This is a genomic window from Arthrobacter sp. ISL-65, assembly GCF_018613795.1.
Classification (GTDB): Bacteria; Actinomycetota; Actinomycetes; order Actinomycetales; family Micrococcaceae; genus Arthrobacter.
This window is the reverse complement of record NZ_JAGGPN010000017.1, coordinates 12,620-31,872: the sequence shown is the minus strand read 5'-3', so window position 1 is coordinate 31,872 and position 19,253 is coordinate 12,620. Positions and strand designations below refer to the sequence as shown.

Annotated in this window: 19 protein-coding genes and 1 pseudogene; 8 read left to right on the top strand and 12 right to left on the bottom strand. The window is 64.5% G+C overall.

What is annotated here, in order from left to right:
• Positions 1–34 precede the first annotated feature (34 nt).
• The gene (locus J7I85_RS07120; RefSeq protein WP_214848698.1) at positions 35–229 is read left to right on the top strand and encodes a hypothetical protein; all 195 of its coding nucleotides are present in this window, start codon (positions 35–37) and stop codon (positions 227–229) included.
• Positions 230–425: 196 nt separating this feature from the next.
• On the opposite strand, the gene J7I85_RS07115 is transcribed toward J7I85_RS07120, so the two are convergent.
• Entirely contained in the window at positions 426–1,298 is an 873-nt protein-coding gene (locus J7I85_RS07115) for a ribokinase (protein WP_214848696.1), read from the bottom strand.
• 139 nt (positions 1,299–1,437) lie between these two features.
• On the opposite strand from J7I85_RS07115, the gene J7I85_RS07110 reads away from it, so the two are divergent.
• Positions 1,438–2,871 carry an MFS transporter gene (locus tag J7I85_RS07110; protein WP_214848689.1) on the top strand — a complete coding sequence of 478 codons (1,434 nt, stop codon included), beginning with the start codon at positions 1,438–1,440 and terminating at the stop codon, positions 2,869–2,871.
• Between the two features lie 34 nt (positions 2,872–2,905).
• Positions 2,906–3,907, top strand: coding sequence for a nucleoside hydrolase (locus tag J7I85_RS07105; protein ID WP_214848686.1), 1,002 nt, complete (start codon positions 2,906–2,908; stop codon positions 3,905–3,907).
• A gap of 127 nt (positions 3,908–4,034) precedes the next feature.
• Here J7I85_RS07105 and J7I85_RS07100 read toward each other — a convergent pair whose 3' ends face one another.
• The 5 genes from J7I85_RS07100 to eat all read right to left on the bottom strand — a co-directional run bounded on the left by J7I85_RS07100 (position 4,035) and on the right by eat (position 9,823).
• Positions 4,035–4,814, bottom strand: a complete 780-nt coding sequence (locus tag J7I85_RS07100) for a 3-oxoacyl-ACP reductase (RefSeq protein ID WP_214848684.1) — start codon at positions 4,812–4,814, stop codon at positions 4,035–4,037.
• Positions 4,815–4,834: 20 nt separating this feature from the next.
• Complete coding sequence (locus tag J7I85_RS07095) at positions 4,835–6,202, bottom strand: aldehyde dehydrogenase (protein WP_214848681.1); 1,368 nt, start codon at positions 6,200–6,202, stop codon at positions 4,835–4,837.
• Positions 6,183–6,947 (bottom strand): gamma-glutamyl-gamma-aminobutyrate hydrolase family protein, encoded by a 765-nt coding sequence (locus J7I85_RS07090; RefSeq protein WP_308159414.1) that lies wholly within the window; start codon positions 6,945–6,947, stop codon positions 6,183–6,185. Before J7I85_RS07090 ends, J7I85_RS07095 begins: the two co-directional genes overlap by 20 nt.
• The gene (locus tag J7I85_RS07085) at positions 6,928–8,310 is read right to left on the bottom strand and encodes a glutamine synthetase family protein (protein WP_214848679.1); all 1,383 of its coding nucleotides are present in this window, start codon (positions 8,308–8,310) and stop codon (positions 6,928–6,930) included. The genes J7I85_RS07090 and J7I85_RS07085 overlap by 20 nt, the downstream gene beginning before the upstream one ends.
• 73 nt (positions 8,311–8,383) lie before the next feature.
• Positions 8,384–9,823 carry an ethanolamine permease gene (eat, locus tag J7I85_RS07080; protein ID WP_214848678.1) on the bottom strand — a complete coding sequence of 480 codons (1,440 nt, stop codon included), beginning with the start codon at positions 9,821–9,823 and terminating at the stop codon, positions 8,384–8,386.
• 182 nt (positions 9,824–10,005) lie between these two features.
• Between eat and J7I85_RS07075 the strand changes: the two genes are divergently transcribed.
• From J7I85_RS07075 to J7I85_RS07065, 3 genes and pseudogenes are all read left to right on the top strand, one after another.
• Positions 10,006–10,761 carry a FadR/GntR family transcriptional regulator gene (locus tag J7I85_RS07075; protein ID WP_214848670.1) on the top strand — a complete coding sequence of 252 codons (756 nt, stop codon included), beginning with the start codon at positions 10,006–10,008 and terminating at the stop codon, positions 10,759–10,761.
• A gap of 350 nt (positions 10,762–11,111) precedes the next feature.
• Positions 11,112–11,438, top strand: a pseudogene (locus tag J7I85_RS07070) (fumarylacetoacetate hydrolase family protein); the annotation flags it as partial.
• A gap of 239 nt (positions 11,439–11,677) precedes the next feature.
• Complete coding sequence (locus J7I85_RS07065) at positions 11,678–12,967, top strand: S8 family serine peptidase (RefSeq protein ID WP_214848668.1); 1,290 nt, start codon at positions 11,678–11,680, stop codon at positions 12,965–12,967.
• Between the two features lie 3 nt (positions 12,968–12,970).
• On the opposite strand, the gene J7I85_RS07060 is transcribed toward J7I85_RS07065, so the two are convergent.
• A complete protein-coding gene (locus J7I85_RS07060; protein ID WP_214848666.1) occupies positions 12,971–13,753 on the bottom strand; it encodes a GntR family transcriptional regulator in 783 nt (260 codons plus the stop codon).
• 263 nt (positions 13,754–14,016) lie between these two features.
• A complete protein-coding gene (locus J7I85_RS07055; protein WP_214848664.1) occupies positions 14,017–14,817 on the bottom strand; it encodes an FxLYD domain-containing protein in 801 nt (266 codons plus the stop codon).
• 262 nt (positions 14,818–15,079) lie between these two features.
• Here J7I85_RS07055 and J7I85_RS25520 point away from each other — a divergent pair, with 262 nt between their 5' ends.
• Together J7I85_RS25520 and J7I85_RS07050 are read left to right on the top strand one after the other, a co-directional pair.
• A complete protein-coding gene (locus J7I85_RS25520) occupies positions 15,080–15,205 on the top strand; it encodes a hypothetical protein (RefSeq protein ID WP_285289546.1) in 126 nt (41 codons plus the stop codon).
• A 61-nt stretch (positions 15,206–15,266) separates the two neighbouring features.
• Positions 15,267–15,572, top strand: a complete 306-nt coding sequence (locus tag J7I85_RS07050) for a hypothetical protein (protein ID WP_214848662.1) — start codon at positions 15,267–15,269, stop codon at positions 15,570–15,572.
• A gap of 156 nt (positions 15,573–15,728) precedes the next feature.
• Here the strand turns inward: J7I85_RS07050 and J7I85_RS25515 are convergent, their stop codons facing one another.
• From J7I85_RS25515 to J7I85_RS07035, 4 genes are all read right to left on the bottom strand, one after another.
• The gene (locus J7I85_RS25515; RefSeq protein WP_285289545.1) at positions 15,729–15,854 is read right to left on the bottom strand and encodes a hypothetical protein; all 126 of its coding nucleotides are present in this window, start codon (positions 15,852–15,854) and stop codon (positions 15,729–15,731) included.
• Positions 15,855–16,177: 323 nt separating this feature from the next.
• The gene (locus tag J7I85_RS07045) at positions 16,178–17,134 is read right to left on the bottom strand and encodes a sugar kinase (protein WP_214848660.1); all 957 of its coding nucleotides are present in this window, start codon (positions 17,132–17,134) and stop codon (positions 16,178–16,180) included.
• A complete protein-coding gene (locus tag J7I85_RS07040; protein ID WP_214848659.1) occupies positions 17,131–17,796 on the bottom strand; it encodes a bifunctional 4-hydroxy-2-oxoglutarate aldolase/2-dehydro-3-deoxy-phosphogluconate aldolase in 666 nt (221 codons plus the stop codon). The genes J7I85_RS07045 and J7I85_RS07040 overlap by 4 nt, the downstream gene beginning before the upstream one ends.
• Entirely contained in the window at positions 17,793–19,247 is a 1,455-nt protein-coding gene (locus J7I85_RS07035) for an MFS transporter (RefSeq protein WP_214848656.1), read from the bottom strand. Before J7I85_RS07035 ends, J7I85_RS07040 begins: the two co-directional genes overlap by 4 nt.
• Between the last annotated feature and the right edge of the window lie 6 nt (positions 19,248–19,253).

The window sequence follows — 19,253 nt, the reverse complement described above, 5'->3', positions numbered from 1 at the left end:
GCCTTTGTGGGACGCTCTCGACGCGAATCTGCTTGTGCCCTTCCACTACTTCGGCGTCTCCAACGACGTCGACCTCAGGCGCTTGGAGTGGAAGCGCGGCAGCTACGACATCGGCCAGCTCGATGCCCTTGCGGTGTCTCCAACGATTCAAGCCGAACACCCAGAGAACTACGTCCTTGCCGGGCACGTGCCGCGAGTCGGGACCCTCTCGAACCCCAAGGACTTGTAGAGAACATGGTCAGCACCTTGAACAGCCGGATCAAGTGCGAGCACACGGAACCCCAGCTCATTTTATCCAAGATCTGCATGTACGGATGGCTGCCGTCAAATTGGCGCCCATGGACATCCGCATCCGGTGTGATCCGCCGGAGCTCTTAGCAGTCGGCCGCTCAGTAGTCGGCCGCGGTCGCTGGCCTTGAGACCATTCACTGCCCGGCAACGTCGACTCCGGTCACTCTGGCAACGTAGTCCTCCAGTCGCCCCAGCGCCGGCTGCGACGAGGGATCACCCACAGCATCGGCCCCGATAGCATTCGACACCGCAAGCGCTCGCCCATAATCCAGCCCCGCCCGTAGCGCCAGAACCAGCGCCGCGCAGAACGCGTCACCGGCGCCAATGGTGTTAGCCACCGTAACCGTAGACGCCGGGGCCTCCGCCACCTTCCGGCCGTGCTCGAACATCGCGGACCCGTCCTTTCCGTACGTCACCGCGACGAGCTTCGCAGTAGCCAACGCCGGGATGAGGGCGTACTCGGTCTCGTTGACGATCACCAGGTCGCACCGCTCCAGCAGCTCCGCCGGCAGGTCCATGGCGGGGGCCGCGTTCAGGACGAAGAACCCAGTGGAGCGCCGGGCGGCCTCGAGCACCACTGGCAGGCCGACCTCGAGCTGGCACAGCACCGTCTCGTCGGCCTCGAACTCAACGCCCTCCATAGAAAACCCGGAGTTGGCCCCCGGACACACCACGATCTGGTTCTCGCCGTCGCGGTCCACCACGATCAGCGCGGTGCCTGTCGCGTCGCCGTCGAGCACGGCCACGTCAGCAGTGTCCACCCCAGCCGAAGAAAGCGCGTCCAGCATGAGGCGGCCCTGGGCGTCGTTACCCACCGCACCGATCATCCGGGCACTTCCGCCCAGCCGCGCGGCGGCCACGGCCTGGTTGGCTCCCTTGCCGCCGGGCTGCTGCTGCAGGACGCCGCCGCCGACGGTCTCGCCAGCGGTGGGAAGCCGGTCCGTGGTGGCGATGATGTCGAGGTTGATGCTGCCGACGACGGTGACGGCAGGAAGTCGAGTGCTCATGAGGAAGTCCTCTCGGGTAAGCCAAGGGTGGCTGGATTAGGAAATAGTGTACGGCACGGTTGTACTTGTTCGTCATACATGGTTGTATAACAACTCACATCCCATGGCAGAACCAGCCTGCAGAACAAAGGAGTTTGATGTGAACACACCACCCGCCGGCACTGCTTCGCCCCCGTCCGCCGTCGAAAATGAAGACGTGCACCAGACCAGACTCAGCGGCCGCCGCGCCGCCCTGCTCATTTCCACCCTGCTGCTCGGCGTGCTGTCCTTCCAGCTCAACGCCAGCATGGTCACCCCGGCACTGCCGCAGATTGCCGCCAGCTTCGGCCTGGCCGCCGACAGCGCCGCCCCCGTACAGTCCATGTTCTTCCTCGCCGGCGCCATCGCCGGCCCGGTGATCGGCAGGTGGAGCGACTTCATCGGCCGCCGCACCGCGCTCCTGCTGGTGCTGGCGATCATGGGCGCCGGCACCGTCCTCTGCATCGCCGCGCCCACCCTGCCGTTGCTCATTGCGGGCCGCTTCCTGCAGGGCGTGTCCAGTGCGGTCTTCGCCCTGTCCTACATCGTGCTCAGCGAAAACCTGCAGCCGCGCGTCTTCGGCACCTCCGTGGGCATCATCGCCGCCATCAACGGCGGCATCGGGGGAGTGGACGGCTACGTCGGCGGCCTGATGTCCGAGACCCTCGGCTTCCGGTCCATCTTCGCCGTCGTGCTGGTGCTCACCGCCGTCGCCGCCGTCTGCATCCTCAGGACCGTCCCGAAGGGACGGCCGCACGGCGTCCGCGGCGCGATGGACTGGTGGGGCGCGGGCTCCCTCTCGGTGTTTCTGGTGTTCATCACCTACTTCGTCTCCGGCGGCTCGGCCGCCGGCTGGACCGCTCCCGGCACCCTGGCGCTGCTGGCCGGCACCGTGGCGTCCTTCGCAGCCTTCTGGATGATCGAGAAACGGCGCAGCCACCCGCTCATTGCCGTCCACCACCTGCGCTCCCGCCAGGTGTGGCCCGTCATCGCCACGACGGTGCTGACGCTCGCCGGGATCTTCGCCGTCATGAACTTCACCGTGGTGCTGCTCAGCCAGGATTCCGACGCCGGGTTCGGGCTCAGTGCGTCCCTCTCGGCCCTGCTGTTCCTCACCCCGGCCGCGCTCATTGGCGTCTTCGCGGCGCCTTTGGCCGGGTGGCTCGCCGGCCGCCGCGGCTGGATCAAGACCCTGCGGACCGGCACTGCCCTGAGTTTGGCCTGCGCTATCGCTGCCGCTCTGTTTGCCGACAACCAGGTGGCGGTAATGATCGCCGTCGCGGCCCTCGGCATCTTCTACAACGGGCTCTTCCTCACGGCCATCAATGGGCTCTCCGTCCTGCTTTCGCCCAAGGAAGCCCCGGCGTCCCTGCCCGGCATCAACGGTGCGTCCTTCGGGATCGGGGCGAGTCTCGGCGTCGTGATTGTTGCCCCGTTCGCCGCGCAGGCGACGCCCGCCGGCTACGCCACCGCCCTCTGGATCTCCGTGGCCATCACCGCCGCCGCGTTCATCGTCAGCCTCTTCGTCGCCGCCCCCAAGGGCGAGACCCTCTGACCCCTCCGCACCAACTGAAAGAAGAACCGCTTCCATGACCAGCAACCCGTTCTACCTCGACTGCGACACCGGTATCGACGACGCCCTCGCCCTGGCCTACCTGCTCGCCTCCCCGCAGGCGGACTTGCGGGGGATCGGCGCGGTCAGCGGCAACGTCAGTGCCGCTGTCGGCGCCCGCAACACCCTGGACCTGCTCGAGCTCGCCGGGCACGCGCACATTCCCGTCGCCCTCGGCGCGCACGACCCGCTTGCCGGTTCCTTCGGCGGGGGAGCGCCGTGGGTGCACGGCTCCAACGGCATCGGCGAAGTTGAGCTTGCTGAGTCCTCTGTTTCCCTTGCGCCGGAAACGGCGGCGGAGATGCTGGTGCGGCTCGCCCACGAGCATCCCGGCACGCTGCGGGTCCTGGCCATCGGCCCGCTCACCAACATCGCGGAGGCACTGCGGCTGGAGCCTTCTTTGCCGCAGTTGGTCGCGGAGATCACGATCATGGGCGGCGCGGCCCTGGCCCCGGGAAACCTCACGCCGGTGGCGGAGGCGAACATCGCCAACGATCCCGAGGCCGCCGCGCTGGTGCTGTCCGCCGGCTGGAACGTGACCCTGGTGCCGCTGGATGTGACCATGACCAACGTGCTGGAGGAGAACCACCGGCAGGAGCTGCTGGCCTCTTCCGGTGCCGTGCCGCGGGCGCTGGGGGAGATGCTGGGCTACTACTTCCGGTTCTACGAGGGCATCTTCGGCCGGGCCTGCTCCGCCATGCACGACCCCCTCGCCGCTGCGCTCGCGGTGGGCGCCGTTTCGGCGGCGGTTGCGCCGGTGGTGCATGTGGGCGTCGATACCACGTCAGGGCCGAGCCGCGGGCAGACGGTCTGCGACCTGCGCGGACTGTACATGGACTACCCGGAGCAGCCGGGCGCTCGATGCCGCGTGGTGCTGTCGCTCGACGGCGACTTCGCGCCGCACCTAGTGGAGACGCTGCTGGCGTTCTCGTCGGAAAGCCCGACGGCGGCAATCACCGCGGGTGCGGCGGTCGCCTGAGCGAGACGACCCGATCTTGAACCGCCGATGGTTGCCGGCATGTGCTGTCAAACCATCGGCGGTATCCGTTTGGCGTTCGACTCCTGAGGGCCGCGCCCGTCGTGGCCCTCAGGAGTGAACTCGCTGCTTACTCCGGCGTTACGTACGCTCCGGCAATACCGCCGTCGACAAGGAAGGTGGAAGCGGTGATGAATGACGCATCATCGCTGGCGAGGAATGCAACGGCAGCGGCCAGCTCCTCGGGTTCGGCGAACCTGCCGAGGGGAACATGGACCAGCCTGCGGGCGGCCTTCTCGGGGTCCTTGGCAAAGAGCTCCTTCAAGAGGGGCGTGTTGACCGGGCCGGGGCACAGGGCGTTTACCCGGATGCCCTCACGGGCGAACTGGACCCCCAGTTCTCGGCTCATCGACAGGACGCCGCCCTTGGAGGCGCTGTATGAAATCTGGGAAGTGGCCGCGCCCATCACGGCCACAAAGGACGCCGAGTTGATGATCGATCCTTTGCCCTGCGCCTGCATGTACGGCAGCGCGTATTTGCAGCAGTAGAACACGGAAGTGAGGTTCACTTCCTGGACCCGTCGCCATGCCTCGATTCCCGTGTCAATGATGGAGGCGTCGTCCGCCGGGGAGATTCCGGCGTTGTTGAAGGAGATGTCGACGCTTCCGTAGGTTTCGTTGGTCACGGCGTAGAGGTTCTTGACCTCTTCTTCGCTGGTGACATCGACCTTGACGAACAGACCGTCGACTTCTTCAGCGGCACGCTGCCCGGCGGTCGGATCGAGATCGGCGATGACAACGTGCGCTCCTTCGGAGGCGAACCGGCGGGCGGTTGCCAAGCCGATTCCGCTGGCCCCGCCGGTGATGACGGCGCTGCGGCCTTTGAGTCGGTTGGAGATAACTTCAATCATTGTGCTTGTCCTTTGCAGGTTCAGTCGGTGGTGGAGATGAAGACGTTCTTGGTTTCGGTGAAGGCGTTGAGCGCGTCAGGTCCCAGTTCACGGCCCAGGCCTGACTGCTTGAAGCCGCCAAAGGGTGTGGAGTACCTGACGGAGGAATGCGAGTTGACGGAGAGGTTCCCGGATTCCAGTCCGCGGGCGACCCGCAGGGCCCGCCCGATGTCCCGGGTCCAGATGGAGCCGGACAGGCCATAGATGGTGTCGTTGGCCAGGCGGAGCGCGTCAGCTTCGTCCTTGAATGGAACCACTGCCACTACCGGGCCGAAAATCTCCTCGTGCATCACCCGGTCCTCGCGGGACGGAGTCAGGACTGTGGGCGGGAACCAGAATCCCTTGCCGTCGGGCGCCGATCCTTGGAACGCGATAGGTGCTCCCTCAGGGACGAAGTCGGACACAGTCCGGTGCTGGGCGGCGGAAATCAGCGGCCCCATGAATGCGTCTTCGTCCAGGGGGTCCCCGACCTTCAGCGCCTTCACGGCAGGTTCAAGTAGTTCGAGGAACCTCTCGAAGACGTCGTGCTGCACCAGGATGCGGGACCGCGAACAGCAGTCCTGGCCGGCGTTGTCAAAGGCCCCGCCCGGGGCTGCAGCCGCGGCCGCCTCCAGGTCTGCGTCGGCGAAGATGATGTTGGCGCTCTTGCCGCCCAGCTCCAGAGTCACGGGCTTGACCTGTTCGGCGCAGCCGGCCATGATCCGCTTGCCGACGCCCGTTGAGCCGGTGAAGACCACCTTTCGCACTGCGGGGTGCGTGACGAAGCGTTCTCCGACGACGGATCCCTTCCCGGGAATGATCTGCAGTACGCCCTCGGGCAGCCCGGCTTCCCGGGCAAGCTGCCCGAGGCGCAGGGCGGTCAGCGGCGTCAGCTCGGCGGGCTTGAGGACAACAGTGTTGCCTGCCGCCAGCGCCGGAGCGAACCCCCACGCGGCGATGGGCATCGGGAAGTTCCATGGGACGATGACACCCACAACACCCAGGGGTTCGTTGAAGGTGACATTGACGCCTCCGGCAACAGGGATCTGCTGGCCTGTGTGGCGTTCCGGGGCCCCCGAATAGTACGCGAGGACGTCCCGGACGTTGCCTGCCTCCCAGCGGGCGTTTCCGATGGTGTGGCCGGCATTGATCACTTCCAGTTGGGCGAGGTTCTCAAGGTCGGCATCCACCGCAGCGGCGAAGCGTCGCAGCAGGAGTGCCCGGTCGGCCGGTGAGACGTGGCGCCAGGTTTCAAATGCTGCTGCGGCCTTTTCGATGGCCCGGTCCGTGTCTTCCAGCGTGGCGAGCGGGACCGCTTCTATGACCTCTTCGGTGGCCGGGTTCAGGACGTCAAACGTGCTGGTGGACATCGACTGTGTTCTCCGTTCGTTCTTTGCGGTAGTTGCGGGCTGCTTCAATAAATCCCGTGAAGAGCCGCAGGTCGTCCGGGTTCTGTTCAGGGTGGAATTGCACTCCCAGCACCCACCCGTCTGTTGTGGTCTCGAGCGCCTGGATGGTTCCGTCCTGCGCTGCCGCCGTCACACACAGGCCGTCCGCGATCCTGTCCATGGCCTGGTGGTGGTAGCAGGGGGCGCTGGCACTCGGCCCGAGCAGGTCCTCGCTGATGCTTCCAGGTTTCGTAGTGAATCCGACGTCCCCAAACACCCCTGGTGCCGGCTGGTACTGCGTTGCCTGAGGATTGACGTCCGGGATGTGTTGGATCAGCGATCCTCCGAGTGCCACGTTGAGGATTTGGGCGCCGCGGCAGATCGAAAACAGCGGAAGCCCGGTGGCCAGCGCCGCCCTGGTCAGGGTGATGTCGTGGCTGTCCCTGGCTGGTTGGGAGCGGGTCAGCTCATGGGGCTCGGCCCCGTACTGTTCGGGGTCCACGTCGCTTCCGCCCGCAATGATGAGCCCGTCCAGTAGCTCGACGACTGTGGGATCCGTGCCAACGGGGGGCAGCAGAACAGGTGTGCCGCCGGCAGCGACTACTGCCTGCACGTAAGTGCCTGGCAAGACGGCCGCGTCGGCCTGCCAAACTCCCCACGCGGCCTGTTGATAGTAGGTAGTGAGGCCGATTCGCGGCCGGTAGGAATCAGAGACGTTCAAAGCCACGCTTGTGCTCCCAGTCTGTAACGGCGCTGTCGAATGCCTTAAGTTCGACGTCCGCGGCGTGCACGTAGTGATCCACCACTTCGTCACCCAAGGACTTGCGGGCGATTTCGCTGTTCACCAGCAGGCCGCGCGAGTCACGAAGCGTCGTCGGGATCCGGTCGGCAGTGGACTGGTAGGCATTCCCAACCATGATGGGTTCCAGGGAAAGCTCGTTCTCGATGCCGTGGATGGCTGCCGCAATGAGTGCTGCCGCGGCAAGATAAGGATTGACGTCGCCACCGCCCACACGGTTTTCCACCCGGAGGCTCGGGCCGTGGCCGACAATGCGAAGTGCACAGCTGCGGTTGTCCAGTCCCCACGCAATCGCCGTTGGCGCGAAACTGCCCTCGACGAAGCGCTTGTACGAGTTGATGTTCGGCGCCAGGAAGTACGAGAGTTCCTTCATGGCGGCCAGCTGGCCTGCGACAAAGTGCTCCATCACGGGGCTGAAGCCGTGCTCGCTGTCACCAGCAAGCACCGGGTTGCCGTCGAGGTCTGTCAGGCTGAAGTGGATGTGGCAGGAACTGCCCTCGTGCTCGTTGTACTTGGCCATGAACGTGATGCTTTTTCCGTGCTTTCCTGCAATCTCCTTGGCGCCGTTCTTGTAGAACGCATGGCTGTCGCAGGCCTGGAGCGCTTCGGCATACCTGAAAGTGATTTCCTGTTGGCCGTGGTTGCATTCCCCCTTTGAGGATTCGACGACGAGCCCGGCGCTTTCCATGCTGTTTCGGATGTCGCGGATGACCGGTTCGAGCCCGGCCGTGGCAAGGAGGGAGTAGTCGACGTTGTATCGGGTTGCTGGTTTCAGCCCGACGTACTGCTTGTCCCATGCCTCGGCGTAAGTGTCGTCGAACATGATGAACTCGAGTTCCGTGCCTATATGCGCACGGTATCCGAGCTTCTCGAGCCGTTCGATCTGCGCCCGAAGTATCTGCCGCGGGGACTGGACGACGGGGCGTCCGTCGAGCCAGAGGATGTCGCACTGGACCATCGCTGTTCCCTCCAGCCACGGCACAAGTCTGAGGGTGCTGACATCGGGCCGCATGACCATGTCCCCGTAGCCGTTCGCCCAGGAGGACATCGCGTATCCGTCGACGGTGTTCATCTCCACATCGACGGACAGGAGGTAGTTGCAGCCTTCGGCGCCATGTCCAAGGACGTCTTCCAGGAACGATCTTGCGCCACAGCGCTTGCCCTGCAGTCGGCCCAAGGAATCGGTGATGGCAACGACGACGGTGTCGATTTCCCCCGAGGCAACCTTCTGCTTCAGCTCCTCGACAGTCAGCTGTGCCTGGGGGTTCTTCCCTGCGATTTGATTGGTCATTTGTTTTCCGTAACTTCGATCTGGGTGTTGGACGTGATCCGTGCACTCCGCCTTGTTGGCCGGAGAGCGTGTTTCAGTTGCTCAGTTCGGCTTCCGCTGCCGCGAGCTGTGCAAATTCCTCTTCGGGTGCCCCTGCCACAATCCGGTGGCGGCTGTAGAACCAGTAGTAAAGGAGCGCGGCGGCGAACACCGCGGCGGTGATGGATGCCGCCATGACGTCGACGACGAATGTGGCGACGACGGCAACAGCAGCCAGAACCAGGGCGATGGTTGTGGTGACCGCACCTCCAGGGGTCCGGTATCCCCGGGGAAGGTCGGGTTCCTTTACCCGCAGGACAATGTGCGAAAGGTTCAGCAGCACGTAGGAGACTGTCGCTCCGAAGACCGCGATATTGATGAGCAGGGCACCGTTGCCGGTGATGGCCGCAAGGACGAATCCGAGGGCACCGGGGACGATGAGCGCCCAGTACGGAGTACGCCTCTTGCCGGTCAATGACAACCACTTGGGAAGGTATCCAGCGCGGGACAGGGCGAAGAGCTGCCGGGAGTAGGCATAAATGATGGAGAAGAAGCTGGCCACCAGCCCCGCCAGGCCTGCATAGTTCACAAAGTCGGCAAGGACAGTATTACCCCCGTACGCCAGGCGGAGTGCTTCCGGGAGTGGGTTATTGGAGACGCCCATCGCCTCGGATCCGGCTGCGCCGGGAACCAGGACAAGCATCAGTGCTCCGAAAACCACGAGAATCACAACGGCCACGATGATGCCGCGGGGCATGTCCTTCTTGGGGTCCGCTGTCTCTTCAGCAGCCAGCGGAACACCTTCGACCGCCAGGAAAAACCAGATGGCGTAAACGAGGGCTGCGACCGCGCCGCCGATGCCCATGGGGAGGAAAGCACTGGAGGTCGGGGAACCATCCGGCACGACATCGAAGAGGTTTGCCGCGTTGAAATGCGGTACGAGCCCAATGACGACGGCGGCCAACGCGATGACGGCGATTGCTGTGATCGCAAAAATCAATTTCAGCGCTTCGCCAACTCCGCGCAGATGGATTCCGACGAAGACAGCGAACGTCACGAGATAGACGGGCCAGGAGTTGGTGAGGCCGAACAAGCCCAGGGCCTCAATGTAGCCGCCGATAAAGGTCGCGATGGCCGCGGGAGCGACGGCGTACTCGATCAGTACGGCTACGCCGGTGGCAAAGCCTCCAAGTGGGCCGAGTGCCCTGCGTGCAAAGCCGTAACCGGCACCCGTGGTCGGAAGCGCTGAGGACAGTTCGGCCAGTCCGAACACCATGCACGTGTACATGATGCCCATCAGAATGAAGGCGATGAGGAGCCCGCCCCAGCCGCCCTGGGCCAGGCCCAGGTTCCAGCCGGCGAAGTCACCCGAGATGACATAGGCGACGCCGAGGCCCGCCAGCAGGATCCAGCCAGCCGCTCCACGTTTGAGTTGACGGTGATGGAGGTAGCCCTCGTCGTCGTTGACGGGGTGCTCCGAGGGACGTGATGACATGGGATTTCCCTTCTTTCAAGGGGCTTAATGGTCTGTAATTAGTCCAAAAGTCTTTAGTCAGTGTGGGGTACGTCACCGGACTTCGTCAATAGATCGCTGGCTTCTAGTCAAAATGGCTCCAGTTTCCGGCCCCTGCCCTGCCAGTTCATAGGCATATTTTCAAACCAGACTAGGATGGAGTGATGGAAGAGGCATCACTTGAGGTCCCCACGAGGCTTATACGCCCGGTCCGCCACGGGAACGCCTTCGAGGAAACCATCGAACGGCTACTTCAGCACATCAAGCTGGGACTTTTTGGCGTAGGCCAGAAGTTGCCTGCCGAGCGGGAGCTCTCAGACTTGCTGGGCGTGTCGCGAACCACGCTGCGCGATGCCCTGGCGGAGCTTCAAAAGGCCGGGTATGTGGAAGTCCGCCGCGGCAGGTCCGGTGGCACCTACGTCGCAGAACGCAGGATCGCCGGGCTCGGGGGCTCAGCCAGTCTTGATCCTGCCGAAGTGACCGACGTTCTCATCTTCCGTGCCGTACTGGAGCCGGCAGCTGCTTCTCTCGCAGCCAAAGCCGCCCTGTCTCCAAGGCAGCGCCGACATCTGCTGGATTCCCTTGCTGATGTTGCAGTGGCCCCAGTCGAGCTGTACAGGCCGAAGGATGCCCGGTTCCATGTGGCCATTGCAGAAGTGTGCGGATCGCCGAGCCTCGTCGCGGCTGTCGCGGATACCCGCGCCCGGGTCAGCGATCTTCTCGATCGCATCCCGTTCCTGGAACCCAACCTTGAGCATTCCAACCGGCAGCATCGGGAGATTGTCGACGCGATACTCCGCGGTGATGCGGAAGGCGCCTACCAGGCCACACTGGATCACCTGCAGGGAACGGCCTCGCTGCTTCATGGATTCCTGGTCTCGCCGGAGGACTCTTCAGCAGCAGCACCCGGCGCTCCCTGACCCCTGTCGTGGGACTAGGACTGGAGAGACTGCATCACCGAGAGGTGGCCGGCACGGTCGGCGATGAGGCACTTGGCCAGGTAGAAGGGCCGGTTCGCGTGCCGGACGTACTGTGTGAGTACCAGCACCGGGTCCGAGCCGCGCAGGTGCAGCAGTTTGGCGCGGCTTGGGCCGACCTGGCTCAGGCCGATCTGGCACTCACCTGGGCCGAGTCCCCGGCCGGCGGCTTTGTTCAGGGCCGTGAGCAGGGTGGTCCCGCCGTCGTCCTTGATTTTCAGCGGCGCGGCGGGGCCGCCGGCGAAACTGACCGGCTGGGCGGAAATGTTTTCCTGGAGGTGCGCGACGGGTTCGCCGCCCCGTTCAACCCACTAGGTCCGGCGCTGATTCCCGCCGCGGAAGTAAGGGATCCGCAGCAGTTGCGGCCGCGGTCCGCCGTGAACGGGGAAACGAGGCAGGACCCGAACACCTCGGACATGATCTTCTCGGTGGCACACATTGTCTGGCATCTCTCCCAGTACCTGGTCCTGGAACCCGGCGACATCATCAACACCGGGACCCCGCAGGGTGTGGCCCTTTCCGGCAAGTTCCCATACTTGCGCGAAGGCGACCGCATGGAGATCAGCATCCAGAAGCTGGGCCGCCAGGAGCAGAAACTGGTCGCGTACACGGAGCAGTGAGTTTGGCCTAAGTGCCGCCGTTGCCCGGCCGCAGCTTTGCTGAGGGCCGTGAGCAAGGTGCTGCCGCCGTCGTCCGTTTTTCAGGGCACGGCGGCGCCTGAGGTCAGGCAAAGCCGCCAAGTTTTTGTCCAGCTGTCGTCCTCTTGGCACGATTCAAGCCACGATATCTGGACAAAAACTCGGGGTAATCTTCCGGCAGACGCTAGGTGGCCGGTGAACTATGAAGCAAGATTCTCCGTATGAAAAAAATTGGTATAGCGAGCTTCGCAGCGGTGGTCATGGGGTTTGGCGCCCTCACCATGGCAGCCCCGAGTAACGCGGTAAGCCCGAGCAACGCGGCAACGGAGCCGCAACAGGTCACGGGCCAAATCATCGTCAAGTTCCGCGACAATGGCGCGGCACTTGGCATGCTACGCCAGCAGGGCCTCAGCGACGGAGCTGGAATCGGCAGCACTGGCGCGCACCTCATCAAGGTGCCGGCAGGTAAGGAGTCTCAGGTCATCGAATCTCTGAGCCGGAACCCTGCCGTTGAATACGCCGAGCCGGACCAGCTCGTTACCGCCGCCGCCGTCGACGAACCCGACCCTGACTATTTCCCCCGCCAGTACGCATTGCACAACGAGGGCCAGTCGTTTACCAGCACCAACAACGCGGTAACTGTGACCGGGGGCAAGGCCGACGCCGATGTGGACGCCGTCGAAGCTTGGGACGTCACTACCGGCGATGGCATCAAGGTCGCCGTGCTCGACACAGGTGTCGCCACCGACAACGAGGACATTGCAGCCAATGTTGTTCTGCACGCCAACTTCAGTACCGCGGCAACAGGCGAAGACAATTACGGCCACGGCACCCACGTGGCCGGTATTATTGCCGCCGTCAGGGACACGGAGGGTATCTCCGGTGTATGCCCGGATTGCTCCATCCTGGACGGCAAAGTCCTGAACGACAGCGGTTCCGGCTCTACAACATCCATTGCCAATGGCATCAACTGGGCGGTTGAAAACGGCGCCAAGGTCATCAACATGAGCCTCGGACAGCGCGTTTCATCGCGGGCACTCGAGGCTGCCGTCAACAATGCCTGGAATAAAGGGGTGGTGATAGTAGCCGCGGCCGGCAATGCCGGTACACAGGCACCGATCTACCCAGGCGCTTACCCCAACGTCATTTCGGTCGCCGCGACCGACAACAACGATGCCAAAGCCTCCTTCTCGACCTACGGCAAGTGGGTGGATGTGGCGGCGCCCGGCGTCAATGTTTACTCGACCTTCCCGAAGCACCCCTTCGCTATCGGTACTCAGAACGGCCGCGAGAAGGGCTACGACATCGCCAGCGGTACCTCGATGGCCTCACCTGTCGTCGCCGGCGTTGCCGCGCTTGTCTGGAGCACACCTGCCGGCACCGCAAACACCTCAGTCCGGGCAAAGGTCGAATCAACCGCCGACGCCGCGGTTTCCGGCACTGGTACCTACTGGGTGCATGGCCGCGTTAACGCGTGCAAGGCTGTGGCGGGTGTCTGCGACCAGCCGTGAGGTTTAGGACTGGAGCGACTGCATCACGGAGAGGTGCCCGGCGCGGTCCGCGATGAGGCACTTGGCCAGGTAGAACGGCCGGTTCACATGCCGGACGTACTGCGTGAGGACCAGCACCGGATCCGACGCGCGCAGGTCCAGCAGCTTGGCGCGGCTCGGGCCAACCTGGCTGAGGCCGATCTGACACTCGCCAGGTCCAAGTCCCCGGCCCGCCGCTTTGTTCAGGGCCGTGAGCAAGGTGGTGCCGCCGTCGTCCTTGACTTTCAAGGGAGCGGCGGGGCCGCCGGCGAAACTGACCGGCTGGGCCGAAATGTTTTCCTGCAGGTGCGCGATGGGTTCGCCGTCGCGGATCAGGACGGATTCCCAGAGCCAGACCTCGCTGCCGGGCTCGACGCCCACGCCGGGGGCCACGAACTCCGAGGCAGGCTGCCGCTCCACCTGGATGCGCTTGATCTCAACCTGGTGTCCGGGGCCGCCGAGGACTTCCTCGAAGGGCCGGATGCGCTCGATGCCGATGCGGGGGAGGGTGTCGGAGACGAACCGGCCGACACCGCGCCGGGCGCGTATGAGGCCGTCCTCCTCGAGCAGCATGAGGGCCTCGCGGACCACGGTGCGGCTGACCTTCATGTCGGTCCCGAGTTCGGTCTCGGTGGGGAGCATGGAGCCGGGCTGGAGCAGGTTGTTGCGGATGGCTTCGGCGATCCGTGAGTAGACGGCGACCCGGAGCGGTGAGCCGGCCTGGGCCTCCACCGGCTGGGACAGGAACCGGACGGCGTCCTCGTGCACGTTATGCCTCGCTTGCGTTAGTTCTGGGGAATCCAGCCTAACAAGTGGTACGCGCTTGTTGGACAAGCCTTGTCGGCAGTTCTCGAGTGACCGGGAGTCAAAACAAGGGCGCCCCTCCGCAACCAGGAATCTGGCTGCGGACAGGCGCCTTCTGCTTTAGGCTCAGAGTTGTTTCCGCCCGGCGGGGGTGCTTCCCTGGGTGACTGCCGCCAGGTACTTTTTGATCTGAAGTCGCCACCCGCTGGACGTGGCCGCGCTGGCGCTTACAGCGGCCCGTAACCCGATACGCCAACCAGGAACGCGGGGCACGGCTCGTCGTAGAAGCCCACTTGGAAGGTCACGCTCTGTCCGGCAGCCAGGTCCGCATCGGGCGAGGCGAACCCGATTTGGCTGCCCAGAAGCTTGCCCTTTGCGTCAAAGCAGGTGACATGAACTCCATAGGGTCCATTCAGTTTGTTCTTGGACGTGTTGGTTGCCTTCCCAGTGACCGACGTCCCCACCGCGTTGGCTTGGTTGACCTTTAGATCCTGGAAGTAGGGGTTACCTTCCAACGGCTTTGACGCAACGGTGAATTCGAGCTTTGCCGTGGTCGGCAGCTTCGCATCAAAGAAGACGTAACCCAGAGAGACACCTCCGGCTGGCACTACCGCAGGGGAGAAGCCCTGGCTACGGCCGGAGGCCAGGACCTTGCCGGTTGCATCCATGGCGGCCCCGGTGACCTCGACACTGGTGATGATCTCATTGGTGCCGTTACGCACTGCAACGGGCAGGCTCACGAGTCCTGCGGAGTTTACCTTTATGGGGGCTGAGGCAACGACATCTACCTTGCCCGCGCCGCCCGCCGGGAAGGTCGGCTTGGCGTTACCGGCGAGCCAACCGGCCGCGATAGCGTCTGCCGCTGTGCCCATCTTCACTTCGGCCGCGGCCGAAGTCGTTGCCGGCGCTGCCGACTCAGTGCTGCTGGCGGCGGCGGTGCCGCCGCCGGTCTGAGTGGATGATGCGCCACATCCGCTTGCCGCCAATGCCAGCAGTGCTGCCGCGACGGCACCCAAACGCTTTTTCAATGAGTTCCCCCTGGGAGTGCTTGCTGCCCGTGTCTTCATCGACGGCGGACAGGATGATCTGTACGGATAATTAGTACCCGAAGTGCCAGATATATACTGCATTGCGCTGTTCCATGACGGTCCGCAGTGCACCCGAGGGCAGGAATGACCTGTACGAAGCGGGGACGCGTCGCATTTCGGTGGCGTGATTGCCAGCGGTTAACATCAGCGGTATGCGTAAACATTTGACCGTCCTTGGGGCGACGGCACTACTTCTGGCCGCTTGCTCGGCACCTTCCACCCAGACCTCGGATCAGGCTACGTCAGCCGCTTCCTCTTCGGCGGCTTCAGTCACACCCACACCCTCGGCGACCTCAACCGCAACGCCGACTCCGACTACGGCTGCTGACGCAACAACGGTTGCTGCGTCCCTGAAGCCAAAGGTTGCCAGCATTACGAAGATCACCACGGTGACCGAAGCGCTGGACTCGAACAAACTCCTTGGCCGGCCCAACCAGTACACGTCCGCGGCGTGGATCACCGACTCGGGCGCCACTGCCGGGGAGACCGGCATCGACGGCGGGGCCGTCGTTGAAGTGTTCGATAACCAGGCTGACGCGAAGGCGCGCTCCGCTTATATCTTGCGCGTCCTGAAAGAAGCGGGCCCCGTGCTCGGCACCGAGTGGCACCACATGAAGGGAACTGCCCTGCTGAGGGTCAGTGGCCAGCTCAGCCCGAGCGTCAACAAACAGTACACCGCTGCGTTAGGCTCCTAACTGTTTGTCTGAAGGACGTGTAGCAGAAGAAGGCCAACCCTCGGAGACGGCGACTGCGACGGCGTGCGGCACTCGGCGGGGCATGGTTTCGACAGGCGCAACCAGCGGCGGGGGCGGAGGCGTTCGAGCGCCCAGTCCCACCGGGTGAGCTCCTGCTCAAGGCGCACGGCTGACCATAGCTCCCGGGTTGTATTCGATTCCGGCCAGCGACTGGTTGATCTCGCCGATCCGGTTCACGATGTCCTGCCGCCGGCTGTCCAGGAACGCGCTGAACGCCACCACCGTGGATGGTGTTCTGGTTCATCGACTCCTTGAAGCGCGCCTCGAACCGGGGGAGATCGTTGCTGACCAGCTGCTCCAGCAGCCGGTTGTAGTCCGGGGCGGCCTCGAGGGCGGCGCCGGTGTTCTTGTACGTCAGCGTCCTGTCCCCGGGCGCCGCTGTGGTGAGCTGTTCGACGGCGGCCAGCACCCCGCCGTCGTCCGTCAACGGAGCCTCGGCGGCAGGCGGCCAGTCCTGGTTGGCAAGGTTCGCATTTACGGCGAATTCGGCGGGGATAACCGGCACGCTGGCCGCCCCCGTGCAACCGAACGCCGAATTACACGGCTTAGCGGGCTACGGGGTCTTTGGACTCCAAGAGCCCGAGTTCGCTTCGGCGTGGCATGCCTTCCCAGTCACCCGGTACTTGGCACGCGAACGCTCCGGTGCGCACGGCAGTCTTCAAGCGTTGTTCCAGGTCCTCACCGGCCAGGAACTCGGCGATGTAGCCGGCAACGAAAGCATCCCCGGCGCCGACCGTGTCCACTGCGTTGACCGGCACGGCTGCCTGGACGAGCTGAGCATTGTCAGCGACTGCCACGGCGCCCAGTGGTCCGAGTTTCACGACGGCGTGCCGCGGACCCAAGGCTGTCAGCTGGTGTGCCAGTTCGAGCGGCGGGTGCGGTTGCGAGTGGTCCAGGCCCAGGGCGATCATCGCTTCGTCATCGCCGGCGAAGACCAGATCCACCTGCGGGAGCAGTTTCCGGTACAGCTCGCCGGCCTCTTCGGGGGACCAGAGGGCGGCGCGGTAGTTCAGGTCCAGTGACACCAGGGTTCCGGCATCGCGCGCTACGGCTATGGCATGGTTCGCCGCCGCCGCCGCTGTGGCCGACAGGGCGGGGGTGATGCCGGTCAGGTGCAGGAGCCGGGCTTCGCGGATCTGCTTCGCGGGGACGTCCTGCGGTTCAAGGCGGGAGCCAGCGCTTCCGGACCGGTAGTACCATACCTTGAGCTGTTCGGAGGTGCGGCGTTCTTTGATCATCAGCCCGGTGGGAGCCTCGGGGTCCACGATGCCGTGGACGTCGATGCCTTCGGCGCGCAGTTCGCGGAGCACCAGTTCGCCCATGCTGTCGCCGCCGACCCGGCCGGCCCAGGTCACTGCTACGCCCAGCCGGGACAGGGCGATGGCGAAGTTGCTCTCTGCTCCGCCCATTCCGAGGCTTAGGGAGCGTGTGTGCGCCAATGGCCCGGGGGTGTCTGCCTTCATCAGCCCCATCGTTTCTCCCATGGTGACCACCGCGCTCATGCGTTGACCATCCTGTTCTGGGCGAGCGTGACGAGGCGGGTGACCTCCGTGGCCCGCTCGGTGAGCGCGGTGAGATCGCCGCCCTTGAAGGCGTCTCCCAGGAGGGGCCCGCCCAGGCTCACGGCCAGGGCCCCGGCCTCGATCCATTTGGGCGCGTCCTGGATGGACACTCCTCCGGAGGGGATGATCGGCAGATCGGGGAATGGCCCGCGCAGCTGCCCGATGTACCCTGGCCCCACGACAGAGGCGGGGAACAGCTTGACGGCTGTGGCTCCCAGGGACCACGCCGTGTGCATCTCCGTGGGCGAGTACGCGCCGGGGAAGACGGGGACGCCGCGGTCGACGGCGGCACGGATCACCTCCGGGACCGTCACCGGGGTAACGAGGTAGTCAGCGCCGGCGTCGAGCGCCTGTTGGGCTTCGTGAAGGTCGACGACGGTGCCCACTCCGATTTCTGCGGAACCGGCGAACCGGGCCTTGAGTCCGGCGATCTCCTCGAAAACGCCCTCGGTGGTGAGGGTCAGTTCGATGGACCGGACGCCGCCGGCGATCAGTGCCTCGACAACGGGGGCGTACTCACGGGCGTGGGAGGTCCTCAGGACAGCGACCACCGGGTGTGCCAGCAGCGTTGCGGAGGGCTGCGAGCGGGGGACTGTCATCATGGTTTCTCCTGGGTGGTGGGGTTCGATTCGGTGCCGTCCTGGGGGCTGCGTTCCAAGGGGGCCGGAGTCCCTTCCCGTGCGTGCGTCTCGAGGACAAGCTCTCCCACCTTCTTGTCCGTCAGGGGATAAAGCAGGGCGAGCACAATAGCGGCCGCGGCCAGCGCCAGGCAGGGGTAGAGGGTCTGCAGGCCCTTCATTCCGGCCAACACCTCGGGGGCCTGCGCCACGTTGGGCACATAGCCGATCGCGCTCAGCCCGAACCCGGCCAGGCCGCCGGCAACAGACTGGGCGATCTTGCGGGAGAAGTTGAACATGGAGTAGGTGATGCCCTCTCGGCGTACTCCGGTGCGCCAGTGGCCGAAGTCGATGACGTCGCAGACCAGCGCCCAGGTGATGCCGTTGGGCAGGGCCACCCCGATGAAGGAGAGGCTGAACAGGACGGTGAAGAGCACGGGGTTGGTCGGCAGCACGAAGTTCAGTCCGTCCGCGACTATGGCGAGCAGGAAGCCGCACAGGGCCGTACGCTTCTTGCCAATCAGGCGTGTCAGCACAGGGATGAGCAGGATGCCGATGATCGAGGAGCCGATGCTGATCACGTTCACGTACGGCAGCAGCCGCACATCGCCCAGGTAGTACTGCGTGAAGTAGACGATCATCGACGTCTTCACGTTGTAAGCCGAGATCGAAAAGATCGTCATAACGACCAGGACCAGCAGGGGCCGGTTAGTGACGATGGTGATAACGAAGCTCCGGACAGTCAGCTTCTCGCGGGAACGGACCACGGGGACGGCCTCGCGGGTGTACCTGAACGTGGCGAAGAAGCAGAGTACGCCCACCACGGCCATGCTGCCGGCTGCGACGGCATAGCCCACACGTTCGGAACCGAAGGCCAGCACAATCGGCATGAACGCAACGCCGGTGACCAGCAGGGCAGTGACGGAGCCGGCCTGGCGGAAGGAGGCGAGCTTGGCCCGCTCGATGGGTTCCTGGGTCATCACCGAGGCCAGCGAGCCGTAGGGGATGTTGGTGAACGAGTACAACACGCCCCACGCCATGTAGGAGACGTACGCGTAGACCAGGTTCACACCCTCGGATTGGCCGGGGGTGAGGAAGGTAAAGACCGTCAGCACTGCCAGCGCAATGGACGAGTAGAACATGACGCCCCGGAAGCGGCCGAAGCGGCCCACATTGCGCCGCCCGTCGATCACCGTGCCGGCGAGCGGGTCCATGAACGCGTCGAAGAGCTTGGTGATGACGAAGACGGAGGCGGCGGCTGCGGGTGGCAATCCCGCCACATCTGTGTAGAACTTCAGCAGGTAGGCCTGCCCGAGGTCGAACATGAAGCCGTTGCCCAGATCGCCCATGCCGTAGGCGATCTTCTCTTTCAGTGACACGATGCCACTTGTTTTCGTCGCCCTGGAACTGGTGGGCGTGGTGATTTTGTTGGCCATCGGGGT

Excerpts from the sequence above, each read along its gene's own strand:
- J7I85_RS07115 (WP_214848696.1), bottom strand. The coding sequence starts at position 1,298 with ATGAGCACTCGACTTCCTGCCGTCACCGTCGTCGGCAGCATCAACCTC.
- J7I85_RS07105 (WP_214848686.1), top strand. The coding sequence starts at position 2,906 with ATGACCAGCAACCCGTTCTACCTCGACTGCGACACCGGTATCGACGAC.
- J7I85_RS07100 (WP_214848684.1), bottom strand. The coding sequence starts at position 4,814 with ATGATTGAAGTTATCTCCAACCGACTCAAAGGCCGCAGCGCCGTCATC.
- J7I85_RS07095 (WP_214848681.1), bottom strand. The coding sequence starts at position 6,202 with ATGTCCACCAGCACGTTTGACGTCCTGAACCCGGCCACCGAAGAGGTC.
- J7I85_RS07085 (WP_214848679.1), bottom strand. The coding sequence starts at position 8,310 with ATGACCAATCAAATCGCAGGGAAGAACCCCCAGGCACAGCTGACTGTC.
- eat (WP_214848678.1), bottom strand. The coding sequence starts at position 9,823 with ATGTCATCACGTCCCTCGGAGCACCCCGTCAACGACGACGAGGGCTAC.
- J7I85_RS07075 (WP_214848670.1), top strand. The coding sequence starts at position 10,006 with ATGGAAGAGGCATCACTTGAGGTCCCCACGAGGCTTATACGCCCGGTC.
- J7I85_RS07065 (WP_214848668.1), top strand. The coding sequence starts at position 11,678 with ATGAAAAAAATTGGTATAGCGAGCTTCGCAGCGGTGGTCATGGGGTTT.
- J7I85_RS07045 (WP_214848660.1), bottom strand. The coding sequence starts at position 17,134 with ATGAGCGCGGTGGTCACCATGGGAGAAACGATGGGGCTGATGAAGGCA.
- J7I85_RS07040 (WP_214848659.1), bottom strand. The coding sequence starts at position 17,796 with ATGATGACAGTCCCCCGCTCGCAGCCCTCCGCAACGCTGCTGGCACAC.
- J7I85_RS07035 (WP_214848656.1), bottom strand. The coding sequence starts at position 19,247 with ATGGCCAACAAAATCACCACGCCCACCAGTTCCAGGGCGACGAAAACA.